This is a genomic window from Bacillus sp. 37MA, assembly GCF_000372765.1.
Classification (GTDB): Bacteria; Bacillota; Bacilli; order Bacillales; family Domibacillaceae; genus Domibacillus; species Domibacillus aminovorans.
On sequence record NZ_KB889752.1, the window covers coordinates 3,017,605 to 3,038,623 of the forward strand.

The following is a 21,019-nucleotide window of genomic DNA, read 5'->3' on the forward strand; positions in this document are numbered from 1 at the left end:
TTGAAAACGTTAACAAAAATCTGTATTTTATGAATATGACTGATTTCGTCGATTTTCGGAAATAGATGAATTAAACTGTGCACTGTATGAATACTCATGCATACGAAAAAAGAAGCGGTGATTGTCGGAACGATGTTCTCCGTTGTTTCGATTACGTTTTGTCTTGTCGTCATCACAGCCTTGTCCATTTCACAGCTCATTTATATGTCTAAAGTGGGCTTACTGCTGCTTAGAACCAAAATTCCCGTTTCATTTAAAGACTTACTGATTACTTTTCTAATCCGTACGATCATTTCATTACCCATTATCGAGGGCCTTACGTATATTTATTTTTAAAAAAGCTGGAACTGTTCAGCTTTTTTTTTCGTATAGACGGGTAAATATGGTATGTTGACATGTAGAAAGGATGTGTCTATGTGACAAATAAACTCTGGTTTCAGACTGGAATTGGCATATTGCTTGCCATGGTCATTATTTTTATGTTCCAGGAAATTCGCGAAGTATTTAATCCGCTCGTGATCGTAGCGACAACCATTTTCCTGCCTGCTCTGCTTGGAGGCGTTTTATTTTATTTAACGCGCCCGCTTATGAAATGGCTTGAATCGAAAAAATTTCCGCGTTGGGCGTCCCTGAGCACTGTTATTATCGTAATTGGACTCGTTTTCTGGCTTATTTATGCTCTTATTGCTCCGGTCGCGAATAGTCAGGTGAGCTCACTCGTTAATAACTTGCCTCAAATGGTAAAAGAAGGAGAAAAGGCGATGGATTTCGTGTTGAATCAAAAAGACCGTCTTCCACCTGCTGCGATTGAATCGCTCGAAAACGTAACTGATAAGCTAAATGATTACGTAACGGGCTTTAGTTCACGGCTAATTGGCTTTATTCAAGCATTCGTACAGGGACTGTTTTTAATTATCCTCGTGCCATTCTTCCTCGTGTACATGCTGAAAGACCATGAAAAATTTGCACCATTTGTTGCCGGTTTTTTTTCCGGAGAACGAAAAACGTGGATTCGTCATACGCTTCACGATCTGGATGTGACACTTCGTTCGTACATTCAAGGACAACTTTTGGTCAGCTTTCTCGTGGGCGTCATGCTTTTAATCGGGTATTTAATTATCCGTCTGGATTACGCACTGTTACTTGCGATGTTTGGGATGTTCACGAATGTGATTCCGTTTCTCGGCCCATATATCGCCGTTATTCCAGCCATATTTATTGCATTCAGCCAAGAGCCGCAAATGGTCATTTATGTCGGGATTATCATGCTTGTTGCTCAACAAATTGAAAGCAATTTTATTTCTCCAAACGTTATGGGCAAAGCACTCGATATTCACCCGCTGACAGTGATCACAATCATTCTGGCAGCTGGCAACATCGCTGGTCTCTGGGGAATTATCCTCGCCATCCCGACATACGCTGTCATTAAAACAATCTTGACGAACTTGTACCAAAAACGAACCGAAATCCGTGAAGTTGCCGGAAAAGAAGTCGATTAACAAGAAGCCTCCTCTGCATTGTTTTCAGGGAGGCTTTATTTGTTGTGCGCAAATTTTCATCCCCTTATTGATTTCCAAAAATTCCATAAATCAATAAGCAAATTGTCGTTTCATTGTTATAAAATAATAGTAAGAATAATTGGAGGGAACCCTTGATGACAGAATCAAAACGGGTACAAATAATTGATGGAATGAGAGGATTCAGTTTGTTTGGCATATTGCTTGCAAACCTACTCATTTTTCAGTACGGCATATGGGGGAAAGATGAAATTGAAATATATTCATTATCAGCGGTCGATTCTGCAGCTTACAAATTTGTCAAGATTGCGATCGAAGGCAGTTTTATGCCAATTTTTACTTTTTTATTCGGCTATTCAATGGTGAAAATGATGGAAAGTTTGAAACGAAACGGTGTAAAAGTGTGGCGGCATTGCGCCCGTCGATTTCTTTTATTAATCGCGATCGGCTTGCTGCACTCCATCTTTTTATGGGAAGGGGATATTCTCTTTTTTTATGGGATGATGGGCTTCTTTCTTCTTCTCTTTTTAAAACGATCGAAAAAAACACTACTTATTTGGGGCACAGCGTTACTCATGCTTACCTTTGCGCTCGGGTACGGTGTAATCGAAGAAACCGTTGCCGAAAAAGAAAAGATGGCAGATTACGTCGATGCAACAAAAACGATTTATGCAGATGGCACGTATACGGAAATTATGGACCAGCGAAACAATGAGGACTCGTTGATTATGCCAGATTACTTGTATCTATTTATCCTTCTGCTTTCGCCCTTTTTTACGGCGCCGCTCTTTTTATACGGGATGTATGCAGCCAAAGCAGGTATCTTTACCCGACCGGACAAAGAAAAACCGCTGTATCAAAAAGGAGCACTGCTTGTGCCAATCGGACTTTTGCTAAAAAGCATCCCTGTGCTCCTGCCTGAAACGAACTGGACCGGCGTAGCTGGAGCGATCGGTACAAGTGCTCTTTCCATCGGCTATATTTGCGCGTTCCCACTGCTTTATATAAAGTGGCCCACGTCAAAAATCAATATATCTTTTGAACAGGTTGGCAAATTGTCGCTCACTAATTATTTAATGCAGACCATCATCTGCACATTTATTTTCTATGGCTACGGACTTGGCCTGTTTGGACAATTAGGTGTGATCGCCAGCATCCTTCTTGGCATCATGATCTTCATACTGCAATGCGTGTGCAGCACCTTGTATATGAAACGATTTAAACGCGGACCAGCTGAACAGCTAATGCGCATGTGGACAAATTGGTCATGGAGCGGACGCATCCGGACGAAAAAACCGAAGCCATTCGACCGGGTGGAAGGATTATAATAACAAGCTGGCTATTGATCAGCGTTACGCTTGCGTTCATCATAGAGATAATTATCCGGATATGGTATGGGAAAAACAATTCCGAGAAGACATTAAACCTGACATTCAGCGTCTCTTGCCTAAAAGAGAAGAGTTCTCTACAAGACACAGCGGCGAAAGTGTTGATCTTGTCACCAGTCCCGACATTCCTGATTACAAGGAAGTACAGGCGTCTGCTGGCGGCCATATTAAAATGAAGCAAGCGTTTCCCGCTGTTCAATCCGAGTGGACAGCCATCGCCTCACTCGTTAAAAAAGTGCAAAGCGATTCCCAAAATGCCGATATGCTTTTCCTTTACACCGATACACAATTAGAAACATACATTGATTGTCCCCCTAAAATGATCGATGCAGATTCAGCGAAAAAGTATTGTGTGTTGAGTGAATCCCCCGTTCAATGATATCCCTTTGCCCAGTATCACAAAAAAGAGCACTGCATTGTAAGCAGGCTCTTATTTTTCTTCATCCGCACAGTCAAAACAAAGCAGTTTGCCGTCTTCTTTCACGCCATAAAAAAAACCATCCATGCAGTAAATGTCTTTTCCACATTCTTCACATTTACCGACGAGTTCTTTCATCTCTATCACCTGCCCTGTTCCCATTATAGTTCAGCCTGTATATTTTCACAGGAACTTTGTACACTAAAAGGTACTACGTATTATTGGAGAGGAAGACCAGTCATGCGCAAATTCGGCTTATTTTTAGCGGCAGCTGCTTTTATGTATGTAAGCTTTTTGACACTTTCTAAAAACGATCATGCCGTGTCAGAAAATCAATATGTAGAAACGGTCGTGTTTGTACATGGGTTTAAAGGAAATGCCAACTCATTCAATACGATGATTGCCCGTTTTGAAGAGTACGGATGGGGATCACGGGCGTTGACGATAAATGTGACACATGCTGGCCATCTGCTCGTTCATGAAGACATGTCCCTCCCTGATAAACCTGCTTTTATTCAAGTATTATTTGAAGATAACCGGGCTTCATTTGACGATACATCCCATGCTCTCGCATCCGTTATGCAAGTATTGAAAAAAGAATATGGGATCGACCGTGTCAACATCGTCGGTCATTCCATGGGCGGTATTGTCTCTGTGAAATTTTTGCAGGAACTGTATGACCCAGAGCGGCATCCTGTCACGGATAAACTCGTCACCATTGGCAGTCCGTTTGGTGGTGTCGCCGGCAGCCGGTGGTTTACACAAAACACCGGTCCTGCCGTGTACGACTTAATGCCTGGCTCTCCTGCTCTTGCACAAATTGCTGCCGGACATACACGTTTTCCTGCCGAAACAGACGTGCTGAATATTGCTGGCACTGGCGATCAAGTGACACCTGTAAAAAGTGCACTCCGTTTAAAAGCGATCGTACCGAAAAAAAACTACCGTGTTACTATTATTTATGATAAAAAAATCGACCATAGCGGTCTACATGAAACGCCGATTGTAGATGAAAAAATCGGGCATTTCTTTTCCTACAAATAATTCCAAATCATTTCCGCCGTTCTTGAAGCAGCCGCGGGCGTAGCCGTCCGTGCTGACTCTTTTTCTTTGTATGCTTCAAGCAAATGGGCCGTCCCTTCTTCCATTATTTCAGAGTACCTCTTTGATAACGCGGTGATTTCTTTTTCATACATTTCGTCCGTTCCCGGTTCAACAAGCTCTTCATACGTGTCAATGATAACATCCACTTCATTATTTCCAGGGAAATATTCATGAGGTGCCGTGCTGTCAAAGAGCGCAAATCCAAGTTCACGAACGATAACCATATCAATGCTCGCTGGGTCAAACCCGCAATGATACATTTCTGTCCGATAACCTTTCTGCTCCGCTACAGCGGCAATTTTTTTCATAAACGTTGATTTGCCCGTACCCGCTCTTCCTTTAATTAAATACCGTTTCTTCAATCCTTCTGTCAGTTCTGGAATATAATCAACCGGTCCAGTTGGTGTAGCTGCCCCGAGAAAGCGGTGAATTGTTTTTTGTTTATCATCAGATTTCCCAGGTAATAGGGCTGCGATCCATTTCTGTGCCAGTCGATCCGCTTTTTTCGGATCAAATCGGTTAATGAAAATGGATTCCCATTCGTCATGAATGAGCAGCGCTTCCCGAAAACAGTCATAAGCAATGTGCGCCGTTTTCTGTGCAGGCGGAGCCGATAGCATATCCGGATGAATAGCAGCATGACGGACTGTCGCTTCGTTTGGTATATCCGGTGCCAGACTGCCACACCAGATCGCTTTGTTACCGACAATAAGTCCTTCCGGCATTAGCGCATTCCACGGACTACGAATAGAATCAAATTGGACATCCGCTTTTTGAAGCCGCTCCTCGATCTCTTTTAAACATTCCATCTGCGCACACTCTCCACCGCCCCGCAGCAAAATAAACAGGCGCACATCCGACACATTCGTCTCTGCCATCTGTACGAATCCTCTCGCCGTATGGCCCGACGTAAAATAAAGCATCCGCCCACCCCCTCGAGTCTAACTATATGACTACAATGGAACATGTATACCGGAATTTCTCTACGCTGTCTTAGTTTGTAACCACTCCTGCTTCTTTCTGAATACTTCACATTGTTCGTATAAACAAAATAAGCCGGCTCCTTAAAGGAACCAGCTGCTCTTTTAATTATCGTTTAAAAATATCGCTATGTGCTTCCCGAATGCGAGCAAGTGCTTCGTCAACGCATGTGAATTCAGCGCCGATTGGATATTCGCTAATTCGTGTGACTGAACTTGCTTCACCTGTTGAACGAAGGACTTTAATGCATTCCGCTGTTTCGTCTTCTGTTTCGTGTAAATCGCCTGCTTGATAACATGCGCTGGATTTTAGCATTTTCTCATACTGCACAACAAAGTTTTCTTTTACTTCACCGGCGAAATATTTTTTCACGTCAAGAAGATTTTCAACGACCATCATGTTGAGGTTCAACTCCTGTTTCTTTTGATGACTACAGTATACGAAAAAAACAGTGAAAAAGAACGTTTTTACAGAGATGCCACGAACTTTACACAATTTGTTAACATTTTATTCAAAGTTTCTTCACAACTTCACAAATTGTAGCATTTACAATCGTTTTCAAGTCCATCGGTGCCAGCTCGATCTGTGCACCAATCTTCCCGGCACTGACAATCATGAAGTCTAAGTGTAAAGCACTCGCATCAATAAAAGTCGGATAGAGCTTCTTCATCCCAATAGGCGAGCAGCCCCGACGAATGTAACCCGTCTGTTTTTGAAGATCTTTCACTGGAATCATTTCAATTTTTTTCTCACCGGCAGCGCGAGCAGCTTTTTTCAAATCTAGTTCTTCTTCAACTGGAACGACAAATACATAAAGTCCAGCTGCTCCTTGCGTGACAAGTGTTTTGAATACATTCCCTGTAGCCTTTTCAATTTTTCCCGCCACAGATACACCGTCAATTTCCCCATCTTTATTGTCATATTTATACACATTGTATGCAATGCCACCTGCATCAAGCAGCCGCATTGCATTTGTTTTCCCTTTTGCCACCCTGAATCACTCCATTTATATGTTAAAATTATTGTACTACAACCATTCAAAAGGAGTGGATGAAATGGATCAATTTACTGTGTCTGGCATTATGGAAGTGATGAGAGAATTTTTCCCTTCGAACACGGCAGTAGCTATTTCCAGCCGCGAAAAATTTATTTATTATCAGCCAAGCCGTCTCGTGGACCTGCATATTCACGCTGGTGATCCGATCAAAAAAGGCAGTGTGACACATCAGGCATTAACGGAAAAGCATCAAGTATCGATGTATATTGACAGTAATGTGTATGGAATCCCATATTACGCTATGTCCGTACCCATTTTTGATGACAATGAAGTGAGCGGTGCCATTACCACCATCTATCCGGCAAAACCGTCGCCGATTGCGCGCAATGTACTGACAATTAAATCTGAAGATAGATGGTACCCGATTCCTTACAGCGATGTCATGTATCTGGAATCAGAAGGCCGAAAAACAAGGGTGCAGGCACAGACTGGGAGCGGCTACCATAAGTTAAATTTAACCGAGCTTGAGTTTACGCTGCCGGATGATTCTTTTATCCGCGTCCACCGTTCTTATATTGTGAACGTTCATTTCATTCAGGAAATTCAGCCAGATTCACATTCTACCTTTTTGCTTATTATGAAAGATCGAACGAAAATCCCCGTCACGCAGACGTATACGAGTACTTTTCGGAAATCACTCAATTATTAATATACTGCTTCATGACGCGAAATTTCTCTTTCGCGTCTTTTTTGCGGCTTTTCATGCTCATGCAAATGAAAGCCCTTTCATTATTTGTTACACTAATAAAAACGAATCGGAGGGATCGAATCGTGGATAAACACATAACAGAACGATTACGCATGAATGATTTACATACACGTATTGTGTCAGCAGATGAAGCTGCTTCCTGGATTCAAGACGGCATGACACTTGGTTTGAGCGGATTTACACGGGCCGGTGATGCGAAAGCGGTGCCTACGTCACTCGTTGAACGTGCCAAAACAGAAACCTTTAAAGTCAATATCTTTACCGGCGCTTCACTTGGCTTTGATCTTGATAAATTGATGGCAGAAGCAGGCATTATTAATAAACGACTCCCCTTTCAAGCCGACCCATCCATGCGAAAAAAAATTAATGACGGCAATCTATATTTTGTTGATCAGCATCTGTCCCACACAGCTGAACTTATCCGGAGCGAAGTGCTGGACCCGATTGATTACGCCATTATTGAAGCCGTGGCAATCACAGAAGAGGGTCTTATCATCCCTGCAACGTCTGTTGGGAACTCTGCTATTTTTATAGAGAAAGCAAGGAATGTCATTATTGAATTGAATCTTGCCCAGCCAGCTGAACTGGAAGGACTTCACGATATTTACAGCCTAAATGAGCAAGGAAAACGCGGACCCATTATGCTGACATCTGTTAATGAACGAATCGGTGAAATAGGCATCCCTGTCGATCCGGCTAAAATCAAAGGCATTGTCATTACAAAATCGTTAGACTCCTCTTCTACGATTGTTCCACCAGATGAGGAGACGGCACAAATGGCTGCTCATCTCATTACTTTTTTCAGAGAAGAAGTAAAAGCAGGCCGTCTTACGAATGAATTGGCTCCACTTCAATCAGGGATTGGCTCTATTGCCAATGCAGTGCTGCACGGGCTCATTGATTCCGAGTTTGAAAACCTTGAAGTGTATTCCGAAGTATTGCAAGATGCTGTGTTTGATTTATTTGACCACGGTAAAATTCGTTTTGCTTCCGCCTGCTCCATTACGCTATCGGAAGAAAAAATGAATGAGGTATATGCCAACCTAGAAAAATATCGGGACAAACTTATCCTGCGTCCACAAGAGATCTCAAACCATCCTGAACTCATTCGGCGGCTCGGTTTGTTATCTATAAATACCGCGCTTGAAGCGGATATTTATGGAAACATTAATTCCACGCACGTATCTGGTACCAAAATGATGAACGGGATCGGTGGCTCAGGCGATTTTGCCCGCAACTGCCGTACAGCTATTTTTGTAACAAAATCAACCGCTAAAAACGGTACGATTTCGAGTATCGTTCCTTTCGCTTCACACGTTGATCATACAGAACATGACGTTGATATTCTCGTCACCGAGCAAGGATATGCGGACTTGCGCGGGCTAGCACCGCGCGAACGAGCACTCGTCATTATTCACAATTGCGCACATCCGATGTATAAAGAGCAGCTACTCCAATATTTTGAAGAAGCATCTTTGCGTGGGGGTCAAACACCGCATATACTTGAAAAGGCTTTTTCATGGCATACACGCCTTGCTGACCAAGGAACAATGCTTGAAAAACAATTTTCTTTCTCTTTGTGACGTTGGTCGGCCGCTTTTGACTAAAACGATTCCAACATCTAATTTCAAAACAAACGACATACAAGCAGCCTGACGTTAACAATAAAGTAAAACTTCATTCAGTGGGGGTTAGACCCATAGGATGTGGGTTATGTAGACGTTGTCACAGAAAGTGATGCTCTTAGTCTACGTTCCGCTATCCCCCTTCGCCTTCTTTTCTGATGTCTTAAAGTTATAGTCCGGATCTTACTGCCCGTTAATGCGGGATAAATAGTCTTCTATGAAAGAAAAAACATCCGGAAAAGACTGCTTTTTCTTTCACAATTTGTGATTTAAGTCGAATAATTCTGCTTTGTGTCTTTTTTATGGCTTTTTGTGCATTTTATAATGAAAGCACTTTCAAAATCGAATAATATAATAAGTGCTCAGCCGGGTTTATCCGGTTAAATATAACTATAATACATTCCATACTTTCTCTAAATTTACTGTCAGAAAAAGCGGCCTCCTAGGGGCCGCTTTTTCATTATTGATCTCGCCGCTTTTCAGCGATCTTTTCCTTCATTTTCGCGAATTCTTTCACTGGTGGCACGAGGCTGATTACTTTATCACCCGCTTCCCCTTTTGGTGATTCATCACGCGTGTAAAACTCCAGTCTGCCGGATGACCTTAAAATGAACAACAACAAGGAGCCTTTATCACGGTCACGCAAATATTGTTCATAGTCATACTGTTCAGTCAAATCGGTTTTCCGGATAATATAATTGCCAGCAACGCGCATGTTTAATGCTTCGAAATGAGCTTCGCTGTCAAACAGTACTTTTCCGCCAACTGTTTTATTAAATTCTTTTGCCGTTTGCGTACGCTCCGGACCTGCTGCAATTTGAAACAAATTCACACGGCCCATTTCCGGTACAAATGTTGAGCAGACGAGCGCATTATACGCTTCATCATCGGTTGCAGCAATCATGTATTCATAGGGCGTCAATTCGAGATGATATTCTGTGCTTTCTGATAAGATTTCACCGTGGTATACCGGCAAATTCACCTGTCTAGCAGCATTCAGCCTCTGCCATGACTCATCCGCAACGAGTACGGGGATGTTCAATTCCTTCAGCGCTTGACCAAGCTTTGCAGTGAATGCATTCCCGCCAATAAGCAGTATACCTGGTTTATCTGTTGATGATACGTCCAGCTTTTTCGCCAGCCAGCCAATCGAAAATCCATGTACCACAACAGTTGAAAACACAAGGGCAAACGTGAGCGGTGTTAATAGTGCAGCATCTTCGTATCCTGCTTTAAGAAGCGATTCTGCAAAATAACCGGATACGGTTAATGCCACAATTCCCCGTGGCGCAATCCAGCCGACAAGCGTTTTTTCTTGATTCGTCATATCCGTACCGATTGTTGACAGCCATATCGACAGCGGTCGTACAATAAACAGCATCAAAATAACAAAGGCAATAATGCGAATATTAAATATTTCTCTTAAAGTGTCGGTTGTCAATGACGCCGTTAACATAACAAAAATAGTTGAAATAAGCAAAATCGAAATATTTTCTTTAAAATGGCGCATGTCTCTTATAGAGGAAATATGCATATTCGCCATGACAATCCCCATCGCTGTGACCGCAAGCAACCCTGTTTCATGCATCACTTCATCAGCAATTGTAAAACAGGTAATGACCGCCACGAATACGGCCGGTGATTTTAAATACTCTGGAATACGTCCTTTTTCAAGTGCTTTGCCAAGCCCCCTACCAAATAATATTCCGAGTATAACGGCAAATACAGAAGCAGCTAAAAAGACGAGCAGTGTCGCAGCCGATACCGTGCCTGTTAAAAATTTAATAAATTCAAATGCGAATAGAGCAAGAAGGGCACCAAACGGATCGACCACGATGCCTTCCCATTTCAAGATGGCTGCCGTGCGCGGTTTTAATTTTGCATGACGTAACAGCGGCAAAATAACCGTTGGCCCCGTAACAATGAATAAACCGCCAATGACGAATGCAACAGTCAATGACAATCCGGCAATGTAATGCGCGGCGAGTGAACCGAGAATCCAGGCGATAAACGCGCCAAGCGTCACAATGCGCCGGATCGGCTGGCGAACCGTTTTAATTTCACGAAAATCAAGATTTAAGCTTCCTTCAAATAATATAATCGCGACAGCGGCTGATATAATTGGCTGAAATAAGTTACCGAACACATCTTTCGGATTTATCCACCCGAAGAGCGGCCCAATAAGCAGTCCTGCCACCGACATAACTACGATCGCCGGAAGTCGGAATCGCCACGCCATCCACTGGGAGGCAATCCCAATAAAGAGAATAATCATTAAATTAAATAATAGTGAATCAAACATTACATCTTCCTCTCTTCTGGTAAGTCTTTCTACACACTACCGCGTTTATTCCCGAATTTCACACAAAAAAAACCGACTGCGCTTCATAGAACCAATCACTCTTCCTTTTTGAGTAATGGTGCCTGAAACCCGAAATTGTACAGTGGTGCCGTTCATCCTGTAAAATGGCAGATGAATGTTTATCCGGAAAGGACGGATTTTTTGAATAAATTAGCTTTTTTCCGTATTTTTATTATCGTCAAAATGGCCGTTGTTTTCTTTTTACAGCTCACCATTTTCGAACGGTATCACCGGGGTAATTGGACGGATGAAACAAATATAAAATGGGAATTACTCATAAAAAAACAGGCAGCTAAGTATCGGCAGACCGCTCTCCGTCTTGAAGGTTTATTAATTAAGCTTGGACAGTTTTTAAGTACAAGAGCAGATGTTATGCCAAAAGCGTTTCTCGATGAGCTTGAAGACTTAATCGACCGGGTGCCAGCCGTTCCGTGGGAAGAAGCACAAACGGTCATGGAACAGGAATGGAATGCACCTGTTGAAAGCGTGGCGGCAGAAATCGACCGGCAACCGGTGGCGTCCGCTTCCATTGGCCAAGTGTACAAAGCGCGTCTTTATACAGGCGAGCTCATCGCGGTAAAAGTACAGCGCCCAGACATCGAGAGAATTATCGCTGTTGATTTTAAAGCCGTGCGCATTGTTATGAAGCTTGCGAAACGATTTACGAAGTTTGGCAAGCAAACGGATATGCTTGCACTTTATCGGGAAATGACGTCGGTTATCGGAGCTGAACTTGATTTTCGCCGTGAACTCGAAAACGGTCTTTATTTTAAAAAGCGCTATGAATCGTTTTCAGACGTAGATATTCCCGGCTATAACAGGGATTATTCAACAAAAAAAGTGCTCGTTATGGACTGGGTGGAAGCTGCCCGAATTACAGATATTTCCTTCTTGGAACGAAACGGCATCGATCGGCAGGATCTTGCTGTCCGATTGACAAATATGTTTCTGGAGCAGCTTTTGCAGGAAGGTAAATTTCACGCTGATCCGCATCCCGGTAACATTTTAGTGAAAGCAGATGGGACGATTGTGCTCATTGATTTTGGCATGACCGGCCGTGTGCCCAATGAAGATGCGGTTCATATTCGAACGCTTATCGAAGGCATTTTAATTGAAGATTACGATCAGGTCATAAAAGGACTGGAAGGGCTGCGCTTTTTACTTCCGCACGCTGACAAAGAGCGGATGAAACGCGTCATCCGGGCGATGATCGATGCCTATACTGCGCAGTCGTTTATGCAGCTAGATGACTTCGCTATCGGACAGTTGCTCGACGAAGTGCAGCAAATCGTCAAAAAAGAACCGGTACAGCTCCCGGCGGAATTCGCGTTTTTAGGACGAGCTGTGTCCACATTTATCGGATTGCTGCATATTCTGGACCCGAACATCGATTTAATGGAAGTCGGTCGAAAGCCGGTAATGGACTGGCTCGGGAAACACGCGGGCAAAACGAGTCCAAAGCAAATTCTTGTTCAATCCCTGCGCCCGCTTTTGTCATTCCCGCAAAAATTCTTGTCTGTCCTGGACGAGCCCCGGCTGTTTCGTGAGCAGCGGGATGCGCAGCAAAAACGCAATGAAGCGGAGCGGTATGTGCTGAAGGGACGTCGTGACGCACTCCTTTTTATGGCTGTTACATTCCCAGGAGTGGCCGCTGTCCCGTTTGTCCATCATGAAGCTATTGTCTACGGCGGCCCCGTTTTGTTTACGCTCTCTGTTTTCTTTTACATTCGGGCCATCCGAGCTCACAAACGATTTATAGCATGACTCGGTAAATTTGAAGATCAATGCTTATACAATGTACTGTTCACATGGAACTGCGGGAAACTTTGTTGACGGCTGGATTATCCATATTCTAGTGATTATCCCGCCGTCGCAAAAAAAATAGGCTGCCCTTTGTCAGTTTACTGACTTTCAGGACAACCCTTTCTTCGTTATTTCGTTTCCATTTCAAACACTTGCTGTACGTCTTTATCTCCTCGGCCTGAAATATTCACGATCACTATCTCGTCTTTCTTCATTTCCGGAGCAAGTTTCATAACGAGTGCGACGGCATGTGCACTTTCAAGCGCTGGAATGATGCCTTCTGTTCGTGACAGCTCTTTAAACGCCTCAAGCACTTCTTCGTTTGTTACCATGTAATATTCAGCGCGTTTCGTTTCTTTCAAGTAACTGTGTTCAGGGCCAATGCCCGGATAATCGAGTCCTGCCGCAATCGAGTACGTCGGCTGAGGATTTCCTTCTTCATCGAGCAAAACATAACATTTAAACCCGTGAAGGACAGCAGGGACCCCTTTTGTAAGAGAAGCGGCCTGTTCTGGTTCAGCCCCAATTAAACGGACAGACGACTCATCAATATAATGGGCAAATGATCCAATCGCATTGCTGCCGCCGCCCACGCAGGCTATGACGGCATCCGGAAGACGCCCTTCTTTCTCTAAAATCTGCCGTTTCGACTCTTCACTGATGACCGCGTGAAAATGCTTAACCATCGTTGGATATGGATGAGGGCCAACAGCCGATCCGAGCAAATAAAACGTGTCTTTATAATTTGCAACGTAGTCATTCAGCGCTGCGTCTACCGCATCTTTCAAACGCCCCTGACCTTCTTCTACAGCAACCACTTTTGCTCCTAACAATTCCATCCGGAACACGTTTAATGCCTGGCGCCGCATATCTTCCGCCCCCATATAAATCACGCAATCCATTCCGAACATCGCGCATGCTGTAGCTGTTGCGACACCGTGCTGCCCTGCGCCCGTTTCCGCAATGACACGACGCGCATTCATTCTCTTTGCTAGCAAAATCTGCCCGATCACGTTGTTAATTTTATGCGAGCCTGTATGGTTCAAATCTTCCCGCTTCAAATAAATTTTTGCACCGCCAAGCTTCTCTGTCAGCTGTCCCGCAAACGTAAGCGGATTTTCCCGTCCGACGTATTCTTTCAAATAATAACGAAACTCTTTATTAAACGCCGGATCCTCTTTATATGCCGTAAATTGTTCAGCGAGGTAATCAAGCGCTGCTTTTAATTCCGGTGGTACAAAACTGCCGCCAAACTGGCCGAAATATCCTGATTCTGTCATGTTTACACGCTCCCTATTTATCGACTATTCTGAATATAAACATTCACTATAGCAACTGTGCTGAAAAAGCCCGGAAACACATCTCCGGACTTTTCTCCTTAATGAAAAACAATCGTTTTATTGCCATGCACAATGATGCGGTCTTCAAGATGCCATTTTACTGCACGAGCCAGCACGCGACGTTCAATCGAACGACCAATTTTCTTCAAATCAGCTACATGATCGCGGTGATCCACACGTTCAATGTCCTGCTCAATAATTGGTCCTTCATCAAGATCATTCGTCACGTAATGCGACGTCGCACCGATCAGCTTCACACCACGGTTATAAGCACGCTCGTACGGACGCGCGCCAATAAAGGCTGGCAAAAATGAATGGTGGATATTAATAATTTTGTTTGGATAACGCTCAACGAACTCCGGCGTCAAAATTTGCATATAACGAGCTAGTACAATCACATCGATATCGTACTCTTCCACAAGTCGGGCCTGCTCCTCTTCCACCTGCTTGCGAATGTCTTTATTTGCCGGAATGTAATGGAACGGAATACCGAGTGACTCAACTATTCCGCGTGCATCTTCGTGGTTTCCCGCGACAAACGCAATATCCGTCTGCAAATCCCCGCTCTGCCACTCCCACAATAACTCCCGAAGACAATGAGGCTCTTTTGAAACGAAAATCGCGGTTCTTTTCCGGTCACCGCCGTAGGCAAAACGATAATCCATTTTAAATTGTTCCGCGAGCACTTCAAAGTCCGTCTCTATCTTTTGACGTTTGTCAGCGAGCAACTCGCAGTCAAACTCGATGCGGATAAAAAACGTTCCGCCTGCAGGATCACTCGTATACTGGCTTGATTCAATAATATTGGCTCCATGTTCAAACAGAAACTTCGACAGCGCCGATACAATGCCTGGTCCATCCGGACATTTCACGAGCAATCGGCCACGATTTTTCAGACGATTTCCATGTTCATCTCTTTTTTCTGATCCATTTATGTTTACGGTCATTGGGTACACTCCAGTTGTCATATTAATTACTTCATTATAGACGATTTCACACGCATTGAAAATATATTCGGTCTGCTATGCTTTTTCATGCTATAGTGGGGGAATGAAAATCCCATAAATGGAGGCGATTATTATGGAAAAAACGGAACAATGGTCGTCGAAAATCGGCTTTATTTTATCATCAGCGGGGGCAGCAATTGGCCTCGGTGCAATCTGGAAATTTCCGTATGTGACCGGGGAGAGCGGTGGCGGAGCATTTTTGCTTTTATTCATCCTTTTTACGCTTTTAATCGGCTTGCCAATGCTCATCTCTGAATTCATTATCGGACGTGGTTCCGGCCGTGAAGCGGTCAATGCCTATAAAAAGCTGGCACCGGACTCGTTTTGGACAGCAATCGGCAAAATTGGTGTTGTTGGCTGCTTTCTGCTTCTATCATTTTACAGCGTTGTCGGCGGCTGGGTGCTCATTTATACATGTATGGCCCTCTTCGGGAATGTCATTGACGGCGGTGATGCTGGTGCCTTATTCGGTGCTGTGACGGGGAATCCGTGGCTGACAATCGGCGGGCATGCCGCATTTATGCTTTTAAACATTCTCGTCATCGCTGCTGGTGTCCGCAATGGAATCGAGCGATCCAGCAAATACATGATGCCGATGCTGTTCATTTTCTTTATCATTCTTGTCGTGCGCTCATTAACGCTTGACGGAGCAATGGAAGGCGTTCGATTCTTCTTGCAGCCGGACTTCTCGAAAATTACCGGTGAAGCTGTTTTATATGCACTCGGACAGTCTTTCTTTTCACTTGCAGTCGGCTTTTCTTGCATGGTGACGTATAGTTCCTACTTAAATAAAGACGTCAGCATCCCTGCATCAGCGGGCTCTGTTGCACTTATGAATATTTTTGTCTCGGTGCTTGCGGGTTTGGCTATTTTCCCAGTCGTCTTCGCCTTCGGTTTTGAACCGACGGAAGGACCGGGTCTGCTATTCGTTGTTCTGCCATCTGTCTTTTCTCAGCTGCCATTTGGCGAACTGTTTTTGTTTATGTTTCTTTTGTTATTCTTGTTTGCAACACTTACATCATCGTTCAGCTTGCTGGAAATTATTACAGCGGCATTCACAAAAGGTGAACAGTCGTCACGGAAGAAAATTTCATGGATTTCCGGTGCAATTGTTTTTCTTGCCGGCATTCCGGCGGCGCTGTCATTCAGTGCGCTTTCTGATGTACTGATATTTGAACGGACCGTTTTTAATGTGACCGACTTTCTCGTCAGCAACATCCTTCTGCCTCTTGGTAGCTTGCTCATTGCGTTGTTTATTGCATGGCGTATGGATAAATCACTCGTAAAAGAGCAATACTATTTAAGCGCAAACAAAATGGGCAGCACGTATTCAATCTGGTTGTCATTAATGAGATGGGTTGTTCCGATCACCATTGTCATTGTATTTGTTTACACGGTCAGTCAGTTTAAGCAGTAAGAAAAACGTTCGTGAAATTATGAACATTTCGCGAACGCCTTTTTCTTTTGTTCTTTTTTCAAGATCATAATTATTCATATTTTTAAAAATCAATCTCATTTTAATATAGAAAACCCTTTTCCAGCTAAGGAAAGCCCTTTCTTTCCTTTCCATTTTAAATCCATATCAAATAATCATTAATTCCATCCCAACAAAGCATTGAAGAGATGAATAAATCAGCATATGATGTTCTTAACTTAAATTAATAACTTATGAAAGTAGGACTGCACATGACAACAATCACGAATGAAGTGACACAAGGTGAATTTCAAGCGGCTAAAAAATATGTTGACGATGTATATGAGATCGTAAAAAAACGCAATCCTGGAGAAAGCGAGTTTCATCAAGCAGTGCAAGAGATTTTCGAATCATTGACACCGGTTTTCGCAAAATACCCTAAATATATTCAACATAATATACTTGAGCGCATGGTAGAACCGGAACGCACTATTTCTTTCCGTGTACCTTGGGTTGATGACAACGGTAACGTGCAAGTAAACCGTGGTTTCCGTGTTCAATTCAGCAGCGCCATCGGACCATACAAAGGCGGTCTTCGTTTCCATCCGTCTGTTAATGCAAGCATCATTAAATTCCTCGGTTTCGAACAAATTTTCAAAAACTCATTGACTGGCCAGCCAATCGGCGGCGGTAAAGGTGGTTCTGACTTCGATCCGAAAGGCAAGTCAGACAACGAAGTGATGCGTTTTACACAAAGCTTCATGACTGAATTGTACCGTCACATCGGTCCAGATATCGACGTTCCAGCGGGCGACATTGGTGTTGGCGGTCGTGAAATCGGCTTTATGTACGGACAATATAAACGGCTTCGCGGTTACCAAGCAGGCGTTTTGACTGGCAAAGGCCTTCAATACGGCGGAAGCTTAACTCGTACAGAAGCAACTGGTTTTGGTACAGTCTATTTCGTAGACGAAATGCTTCAAGATAAAGGCCAATCATTCGAAGGCAAGACAGTTGTTGTATCTGGCTCCGGCAACGTTTCGATCTATGCAATTGACAAAGCGACACAGCTTGGTGCGAAAGTCGTTGCATGTTCTGATTCAAACGGCTATATTTACGATGAAAACGGCATTGACCTGGCGACTGTGAAGCAATTGAAAGAAGTTGAACGCAAACGTATCAGCGAATATGTGAACGTCCATCCAACTGCACAATATATAGAAGGCTGCTCAGGCATTTGGAGCATCTCTTGCGATATCGCGCTCCCATGTGCAACACAAAATGAAATCAATGCAGAAGCAGCACAAGTGCTTGTTGATAACGGCGTAAAAGCGGTTGGTGAAGGAGCAAACATGCCTTCAACGCTTGAGGCGATCGAAATATTCTTGAAAAATGACGTTCTATTCGGCCCTGCAAAAGCAGCAAATGCAGGCGGCGTGGCGGTTTCTGCCCTTGAAATGGCACAAAACAGTGCGCGTCAGCCATGGACATTTGAAGAAGTAGATGAAAAACTTCACAATATCATGAAAAACATCTTCAAAAACAGCAAACATGCAGCTGCTGAGTTTGGCCATGAAGGCAACCTTGTTGTGGGTGCCAACATTGCCGGATTCCTTAAAGTAGCGGACGCAATGATTTCTCAAGGTGTCGTTTAATAACAAAAAAACACCCCAGACTCGTCTGGGGTGTTTTTTGTTAAATAAAGACGCCTTATGATTCAAGACGCCCCCTCCGTGTATATTTCTTCTTTTGTACATCCTTCTACCACAGCAACCTCTTCTTCAGAGCGTTCAGGTTCGACTTCTTGTTTCGCTGCTACTTTCCTGAGCTCCGCGAATGACACCGGTTCTGGCAGCTGATTGAGCAACGACTTTGGAATCTCCGGACTGCCTGGCGCGTAAACAGCTAAAAATGCATTCGCCATTTCTAAGTAACCTGCGGGTCCTGGATGAACGTCACCTGGATTTGGCAAATAGTCGACAGCATCCGTCCCAAAACGATCGGCAACTGGTACAAACACAGCACCTGCACTTTCTGCTTCCTGCTTAATAATGTCATTTAACATATTAAGCTGCTCCGCGACAGCTGGTTTATGCTGGTCAAATACGTGCGGATACGGAAAGTAATACCCCATCGCATATACATTGGCACCCGGATTCAATTCCTCAACTTTATGCAGCAGTACCGCATAATCTTCACGTACCCCATTCAGCGCAAAGGCGGCAGTGATTGCATTAAATGTCAACATGCCACGCGATGGATCATTTTGAATGAGCGGCAATAAATCGTTCGCACCTGCTGAGATCGTAATGAGGTCCGCGCTTTGAATCGCACGCTGGCCTGCGTCACTTTCTACCTGCTTAATCACCTGATCAACTGTATATCCCGGCATAGCCAGCTCTTTCGAATAGGCTTCTGGCTGTATGCTCATTGCAATCATGTCTGCATATCCTGCGCCAATTTCACGGTTTGGCGTCTGTCCCGCAGCAAGTGAATCTCCGATGGCCGTATAGTTTAGCCCTGCTGCATGCCCTGCCTGTGTTCCGAAGAGACTTAAACATAACAAGCAACCAACGATGCTTCGCTTTAACATGATGCCCCACTCCCTAATAGTGTTCTTTCTATTTTACCAAAAGGAAGGCGCTTTACGCGTGAAACAACTAATTGTTCATTATATTCTCTTCAAAAATTCCTCATACAGTGTTACCGTAACCGTCCCGGGACACCCATTGCCAATCTTCTGCTCGTCCACTTCTGTTACCGGCAATATTTCTAAGCCTGTGCTCGATAAAAAAGCTTCATCTGCTGCCAGCAATTCGTCCGGCGTAAATGCTTGCTCCTTCAGTGTGATACCAAGTTCCATCGCGATTTCTTTCACGGCAATACGTGTAATCCCGTGTAAAATATGATTCGTTGCCGGTGCTGTCAATATCTCGCCGTTTTTCACAATAAAAAAGTTCGAACTTGACCCTTCTGTAATAAATCCATCACGAACGAGTACCGCTTCAAGAGCCCCTACTTCAAACGCTGCCTGTTTGGCCAAAATATTTGGAAGCAAATTCAATGACTTAATCCAGCAATTTTGCCATCGTTCATCAGGTAGCAGCTTCACTGTCGCACCAACCTTACGAATGTCATCCGATATAAGCTTAAACGGCTTTACTGTCATCGAAATAGATGCTTCTACATTTGGAAATAAGTGATCGCGAGGTGCAATGCCGCGCGTCACCTGCATATATACGTCGCAGTTCGCCTGGCCGCTCCGCTCAATCAGGTCCTCCACAATCGCTATAATATCTTTAACTGTTTTTCCAATGTTCAGTCTAATGGCCTCCGCACTTTTAAATAGGCGCTCCATATGCTGATGCATCATAAACGGGCGTCCATTATATACTCGAATGAATTCATATACACCGTCGCCAAACTGGTGACCTCGCTCGTCTATCGGTAAAACCGGATCGCTTGAATTAATAAATTTCCCGTTCAAATAGCCCATCGCCATATTTAAAAGCCTCTTTTCCCATGTTTTTCTCCATTCATTATACTTACTTTTCTGAAAAAATAATACAGTATGTATTGAAGTATATTCCCGAATGGGACGGTGTGAAAACGCAGATAAAAGGGTAAAGAAAAGGGTAAAGGAGCTGATAATATGACACCAAAAATTGTAGATGTACGCACCGTGACTGTTATTGGGTTTGAAATAAGCGGTACACAAGATGAAATTACTGCACTTAGACCCGAGTGGACAAAACGATTTTTAAAAGCAGCAAACCAGATTCCCGGACAGACAGATGGAAACTTAATGGACATTTGTTTAAAGCGTGCAGGTCAGTTGTACACACACTGCATCGCAATGGAAGTGAAGCAAATTGATATTATTCCGTCCGGTATGACAAATTCAACTATTCCATCCGGGTCGTATGCACTACTTGAATTTCATGGAAGTGATGACGAGATCCAATTTGCTTTTCGCACCATCTTGCAATGGGCGCGCGAACATAAAGTCAGGCTCGATTCCAACGAATTCCGTATTGATGTCACGATTGAAGAAGGCCACCACCATTTATACTGGCGGCTTGCTGATAAACGAAGCGAAGCAATTGAAGAAGCCGTTTAAAACAACGTAAATTTTCTCAAAAATGAAGTTTCCGAAAGTGGAGGAATGAACCCATTTAAACCGAATAACTTTTATACAGGAAAATACGTGTCTTATTCCCCATTTTCCACATTTACTATATGAAATACTTTCCTTTATTGTTAAAATATATATAAGTATAATTTAATTTTATAA

At 43.6% G+C, this 21,019-nt stretch carries 19 protein-coding genes and 1 pseudogene; 11 read left to right on the forward strand and 9 right to left on the reverse strand.

The genetic code is table 11. The annotated features are described in order from the left end of the window. Positions 1–168: 168 nt before the first annotated feature. The 4 genes and pseudogenes from A3M5_RS0116580 to A3M5_RS0116595 form a co-directional block, all read left to right on the forward strand. A pseudogene (locus A3M5_RS0116580) lies at positions 169–336 on the forward strand (YjiH family protein); the annotation flags it as partial. Between the two features lie 80 nt (positions 337–416). Continuing rightward, positions 417–1,499: an AI-2E family transporter gene (locus A3M5_RS0116585; protein WP_018394913.1), complete on the forward strand. Its 1,083-nt coding sequence runs from the start codon at positions 417–419 to the stop codon at positions 1,497–1,499. Positions 1,500–1,654: 155 nt separating this feature from the next. Further along, positions 1,655–2,845: a DUF418 domain-containing protein gene (locus tag A3M5_RS0116590; RefSeq protein WP_018394914.1), complete on the forward strand. Its 1,191-nt coding sequence runs from the start codon at positions 1,655–1,657 to the stop codon at positions 2,843–2,845. Positions 2,846–2,906: 61 nt separating this feature from the next. After that, positions 2,907–3,284 carry a hypothetical protein gene (locus A3M5_RS0116595; RefSeq protein ID WP_018394915.1) on the forward strand — a complete coding sequence of 126 codons (378 nt, stop codon included), beginning with the start codon at positions 2,907–2,909 and terminating at the stop codon, positions 3,282–3,284. Positions 3,285–3,335: 51 nt separating this feature from the next. Here A3M5_RS0116595 and A3M5_RS25540 read toward each other — a convergent pair whose 3' ends face one another. After that, positions 3,336–3,485, reverse strand: a complete 150-nt coding sequence (locus A3M5_RS25540; protein ID WP_155894732.1) for a hypothetical protein — start codon at positions 3,483–3,485, stop codon at positions 3,336–3,338. A gap of 78 nt (positions 3,486–3,563) precedes the next feature. Here A3M5_RS25540 and A3M5_RS0116605 point away from each other — a divergent pair, with 78 nt between their 5' ends. Further along, positions 3,564–4,367 carry an alpha/beta fold hydrolase gene (locus A3M5_RS0116605; protein WP_018394917.1) on the forward strand — a complete coding sequence of 268 codons (804 nt, stop codon included), beginning with the start codon at positions 3,564–3,566 and terminating at the stop codon, positions 4,365–4,367. Here the strand turns inward: A3M5_RS0116605 and A3M5_RS23245 are convergent. The 3 genes from A3M5_RS23245 to ybaK form a co-directional block, all read right to left on the reverse strand. Then, positions 4,358–5,350, reverse strand: coding sequence for a hypothetical protein (locus A3M5_RS23245; RefSeq protein ID WP_018394918.1), 993 nt, complete (start codon positions 5,348–5,350; stop codon positions 4,358–4,360). The genes A3M5_RS0116605 and A3M5_RS23245 overlap by 10 nt on opposite strands. 166 nt (positions 5,351–5,516) lie before the next feature. Beyond that, complete coding sequence (locus tag A3M5_RS0116615) at positions 5,517–5,807, reverse strand: hypothetical protein (protein WP_018394919.1); 291 nt, start codon at positions 5,805–5,807, stop codon at positions 5,517–5,519. A gap of 112 nt (positions 5,808–5,919) precedes the next feature. Next, positions 5,920–6,399: a Cys-tRNA(Pro) deacylase gene (ybaK, locus tag A3M5_RS0116620; protein ID WP_018394920.1), complete on the reverse strand. Its 480-nt coding sequence runs from the start codon at positions 6,397–6,399 to the stop codon at positions 5,920–5,922. Positions 6,400–6,463: 64 nt separating this feature from the next. On the opposite strand from ybaK, the gene A3M5_RS0116625 reads away from it, so the two are divergent. Both A3M5_RS0116625 and scpC read left to right on the forward strand, forming a co-directional pair. Then, positions 6,464–7,114 (forward strand): LytTR family DNA-binding domain-containing protein, encoded by a 651-nt coding sequence (locus tag A3M5_RS0116625; RefSeq protein WP_018394921.1) that lies wholly within the window; start codon positions 6,464–6,466, stop codon positions 7,112–7,114. A gap of 122 nt (positions 7,115–7,236) precedes the next feature. After that, positions 7,237–8,757 (forward strand): succinyl-CoA:acetate CoA-transferase ScpC, encoded by a 1,521-nt coding sequence (gene scpC, locus A3M5_RS0116630; protein WP_018394922.1) that lies wholly within the window; start codon positions 7,237–7,239, stop codon positions 8,755–8,757. Between the two features lie 502 nt (positions 8,758–9,259). Here scpC and A3M5_RS0116635 read toward each other — a convergent pair. Continuing rightward, complete coding sequence (locus A3M5_RS0116635) at positions 9,260–11,101, reverse strand: cation:proton antiporter (protein WP_018394923.1); 1,842 nt, start codon at positions 11,099–11,101, stop codon at positions 9,260–9,262. 201 nt (positions 11,102–11,302) lie between these two features. Between A3M5_RS0116635 and A3M5_RS0116640 the strand changes: the two genes are divergently transcribed. After that, positions 11,303–12,925 carry an ABC1 kinase family protein gene (locus A3M5_RS0116640; protein WP_026221778.1) on the forward strand — a complete coding sequence of 541 codons (1,623 nt, stop codon included), beginning with the start codon at positions 11,303–11,305 and terminating at the stop codon, positions 12,923–12,925. A gap of 167 nt (positions 12,926–13,092) precedes the next feature. Here A3M5_RS0116640 and trpB read toward each other — a convergent pair whose 3' ends face one another. After that, complete coding sequence (gene trpB, locus A3M5_RS0116645) at positions 13,093–14,244, reverse strand: tryptophan synthase subunit beta (RefSeq protein WP_018394925.1); 1,152 nt, start codon at positions 14,242–14,244, stop codon at positions 13,093–13,095. A gap of 98 nt (positions 14,245–14,342) precedes the next feature. Then, positions 14,343–15,251 (reverse strand): formyltetrahydrofolate deformylase, encoded by a 909-nt coding sequence (purU, locus tag A3M5_RS0116650; RefSeq protein ID WP_018394926.1) that lies wholly within the window; start codon positions 15,249–15,251, stop codon positions 14,343–14,345. A gap of 133 nt (positions 15,252–15,384) precedes the next feature. Here purU and A3M5_RS0116655 point away from each other — a divergent pair, with 133 nt between their 5' ends. Next, complete coding sequence (locus tag A3M5_RS0116655; protein WP_018394927.1) at positions 15,385–16,728, forward strand: sodium-dependent transporter; 1,344 nt, start codon at positions 15,385–15,387, stop codon at positions 16,726–16,728. Between the two features lie 269 nt (positions 16,729–16,997). Next, on the forward strand, positions 16,998–18,380 hold the full coding sequence (gene gdhA / locus A3M5_RS0116660; protein WP_018394928.1) for an NADP-specific glutamate dehydrogenase: 1,383 nt from the start codon (positions 16,998–17,000) through the stop codon (positions 18,378–18,380). Between the two features lie 62 nt (positions 18,381–18,442). Here gdhA and A3M5_RS23250 read toward each other — a convergent pair whose 3' ends face one another. Continuing rightward, the gene (locus A3M5_RS23250; RefSeq protein WP_018394929.1) at positions 18,443–19,318 is read right to left on the reverse strand and encodes an SGNH/GDSL hydrolase family protein; all 876 of its coding nucleotides are present in this window, start codon (positions 19,316–19,318) and stop codon (positions 18,443–18,445) included. A gap of 78 nt (positions 19,319–19,396) precedes the next feature. After that, positions 19,397–20,227 carry a D-amino-acid transaminase gene (dat, locus tag A3M5_RS0116670; protein ID WP_018394930.1) on the reverse strand — a complete coding sequence of 277 codons (831 nt, stop codon included), beginning with the start codon at positions 20,225–20,227 and terminating at the stop codon, positions 19,397–19,399. A 150-nt stretch (positions 20,228–20,377) separates the two neighbouring features. Here dat and A3M5_RS0116675 point away from each other — a divergent pair, with 150 nt between their 5' ends. Beyond that, the gene (locus A3M5_RS0116675; protein ID WP_018394931.1) at positions 20,378–20,845 is read left to right on the forward strand and encodes a GyrI-like domain-containing protein; all 468 of its coding nucleotides are present in this window, start codon (positions 20,378–20,380) and stop codon (positions 20,843–20,845) included. Positions 20,846–21,019 lie beyond the last annotated feature (174 nt).

What these genes read in the sequence shown, in the direction of transcription:
- A3M5_RS0116590 (WP_018394914.1), top strand. Translation starts at nt 1,655, where the DNA reads ATGACAGAATCAAAACGGGTACAAATAATTGATGGAATGAGAGGATTC.
- A3M5_RS0116595 (WP_018394915.1), top strand. Translation starts at nt 2,907, where the DNA reads ATGGTATGGGAAAAACAATTCCGAGAAGACATTAAACCTGACATTCAG.
- A3M5_RS25540 (WP_155894732.1), bottom strand. Translation starts at nt 3,485, where the DNA reads ATGGGAACAGGGCAGGTGATAGAGATGAAAGAACTCGTCGGTAAATGT.
- A3M5_RS0116605 (WP_018394917.1), top strand. Translation starts at nt 3,564, where the DNA reads ATGCGCAAATTCGGCTTATTTTTAGCGGCAGCTGCTTTTATGTATGTA.
- A3M5_RS23245 (WP_018394918.1), bottom strand. Translation starts at nt 5,350, where the DNA reads ATGCTTTATTTTACGTCGGGCCATACGGCGAGAGGATTCGTACAGATG.
- A3M5_RS0116615 (WP_018394919.1), bottom strand. Translation starts at nt 5,807, where the DNA reads ATGATGGTCGTTGAAAATCTTCTTGACGTGAAAAAATATTTCGCCGGT.
- A3M5_RS0116625 (WP_018394921.1), top strand. Translation starts at nt 6,464, where the DNA reads ATGGATCAATTTACTGTGTCTGGCATTATGGAAGTGATGAGAGAATTT.
- A3M5_RS0116635 (WP_018394923.1), bottom strand. Translation starts at nt 11,101, where the DNA reads ATGTTTGATTCACTATTATTTAATTTAATGATTATTCTCTTTATTGGG.
- trpB (WP_018394925.1), bottom strand. Translation starts at nt 14,244, where the DNA reads ATGACAGAATCAGGATATTTCGGCCAGTTTGGCGGCAGTTTTGTACCA.
- purU (WP_018394926.1), bottom strand. Translation starts at nt 15,251, where the DNA reads ATGACCGTAAACATAAATGGATCAGAAAAAAGAGATGAACATGGAAAT.
- A3M5_RS0116655 (WP_018394927.1), top strand. Translation starts at nt 15,385, where the DNA reads ATGGAAAAAACGGAACAATGGTCGTCGAAAATCGGCTTTATTTTATCA.
- gdhA (WP_018394928.1), top strand. Translation starts at nt 16,998, where the DNA reads ATGACAACAATCACGAATGAAGTGACACAAGGTGAATTTCAAGCGGCT.
- A3M5_RS23250 (WP_018394929.1), bottom strand. Translation starts at nt 19,318, where the DNA reads ATGTTAAAGCGAAGCATCGTTGGTTGCTTGTTATGTTTAAGTCTCTTC.
- dat (WP_018394930.1), bottom strand. Translation starts at nt 20,227, where the DNA reads ATGGCGATGGGCTATTTGAACGGGAAATTTATTAATTCAAGCGATCCG.
- A3M5_RS0116675 (WP_018394931.1), top strand. Translation starts at nt 20,378, where the DNA reads ATGACACCAAAAATTGTAGATGTACGCACCGTGACTGTTATTGGGTTT.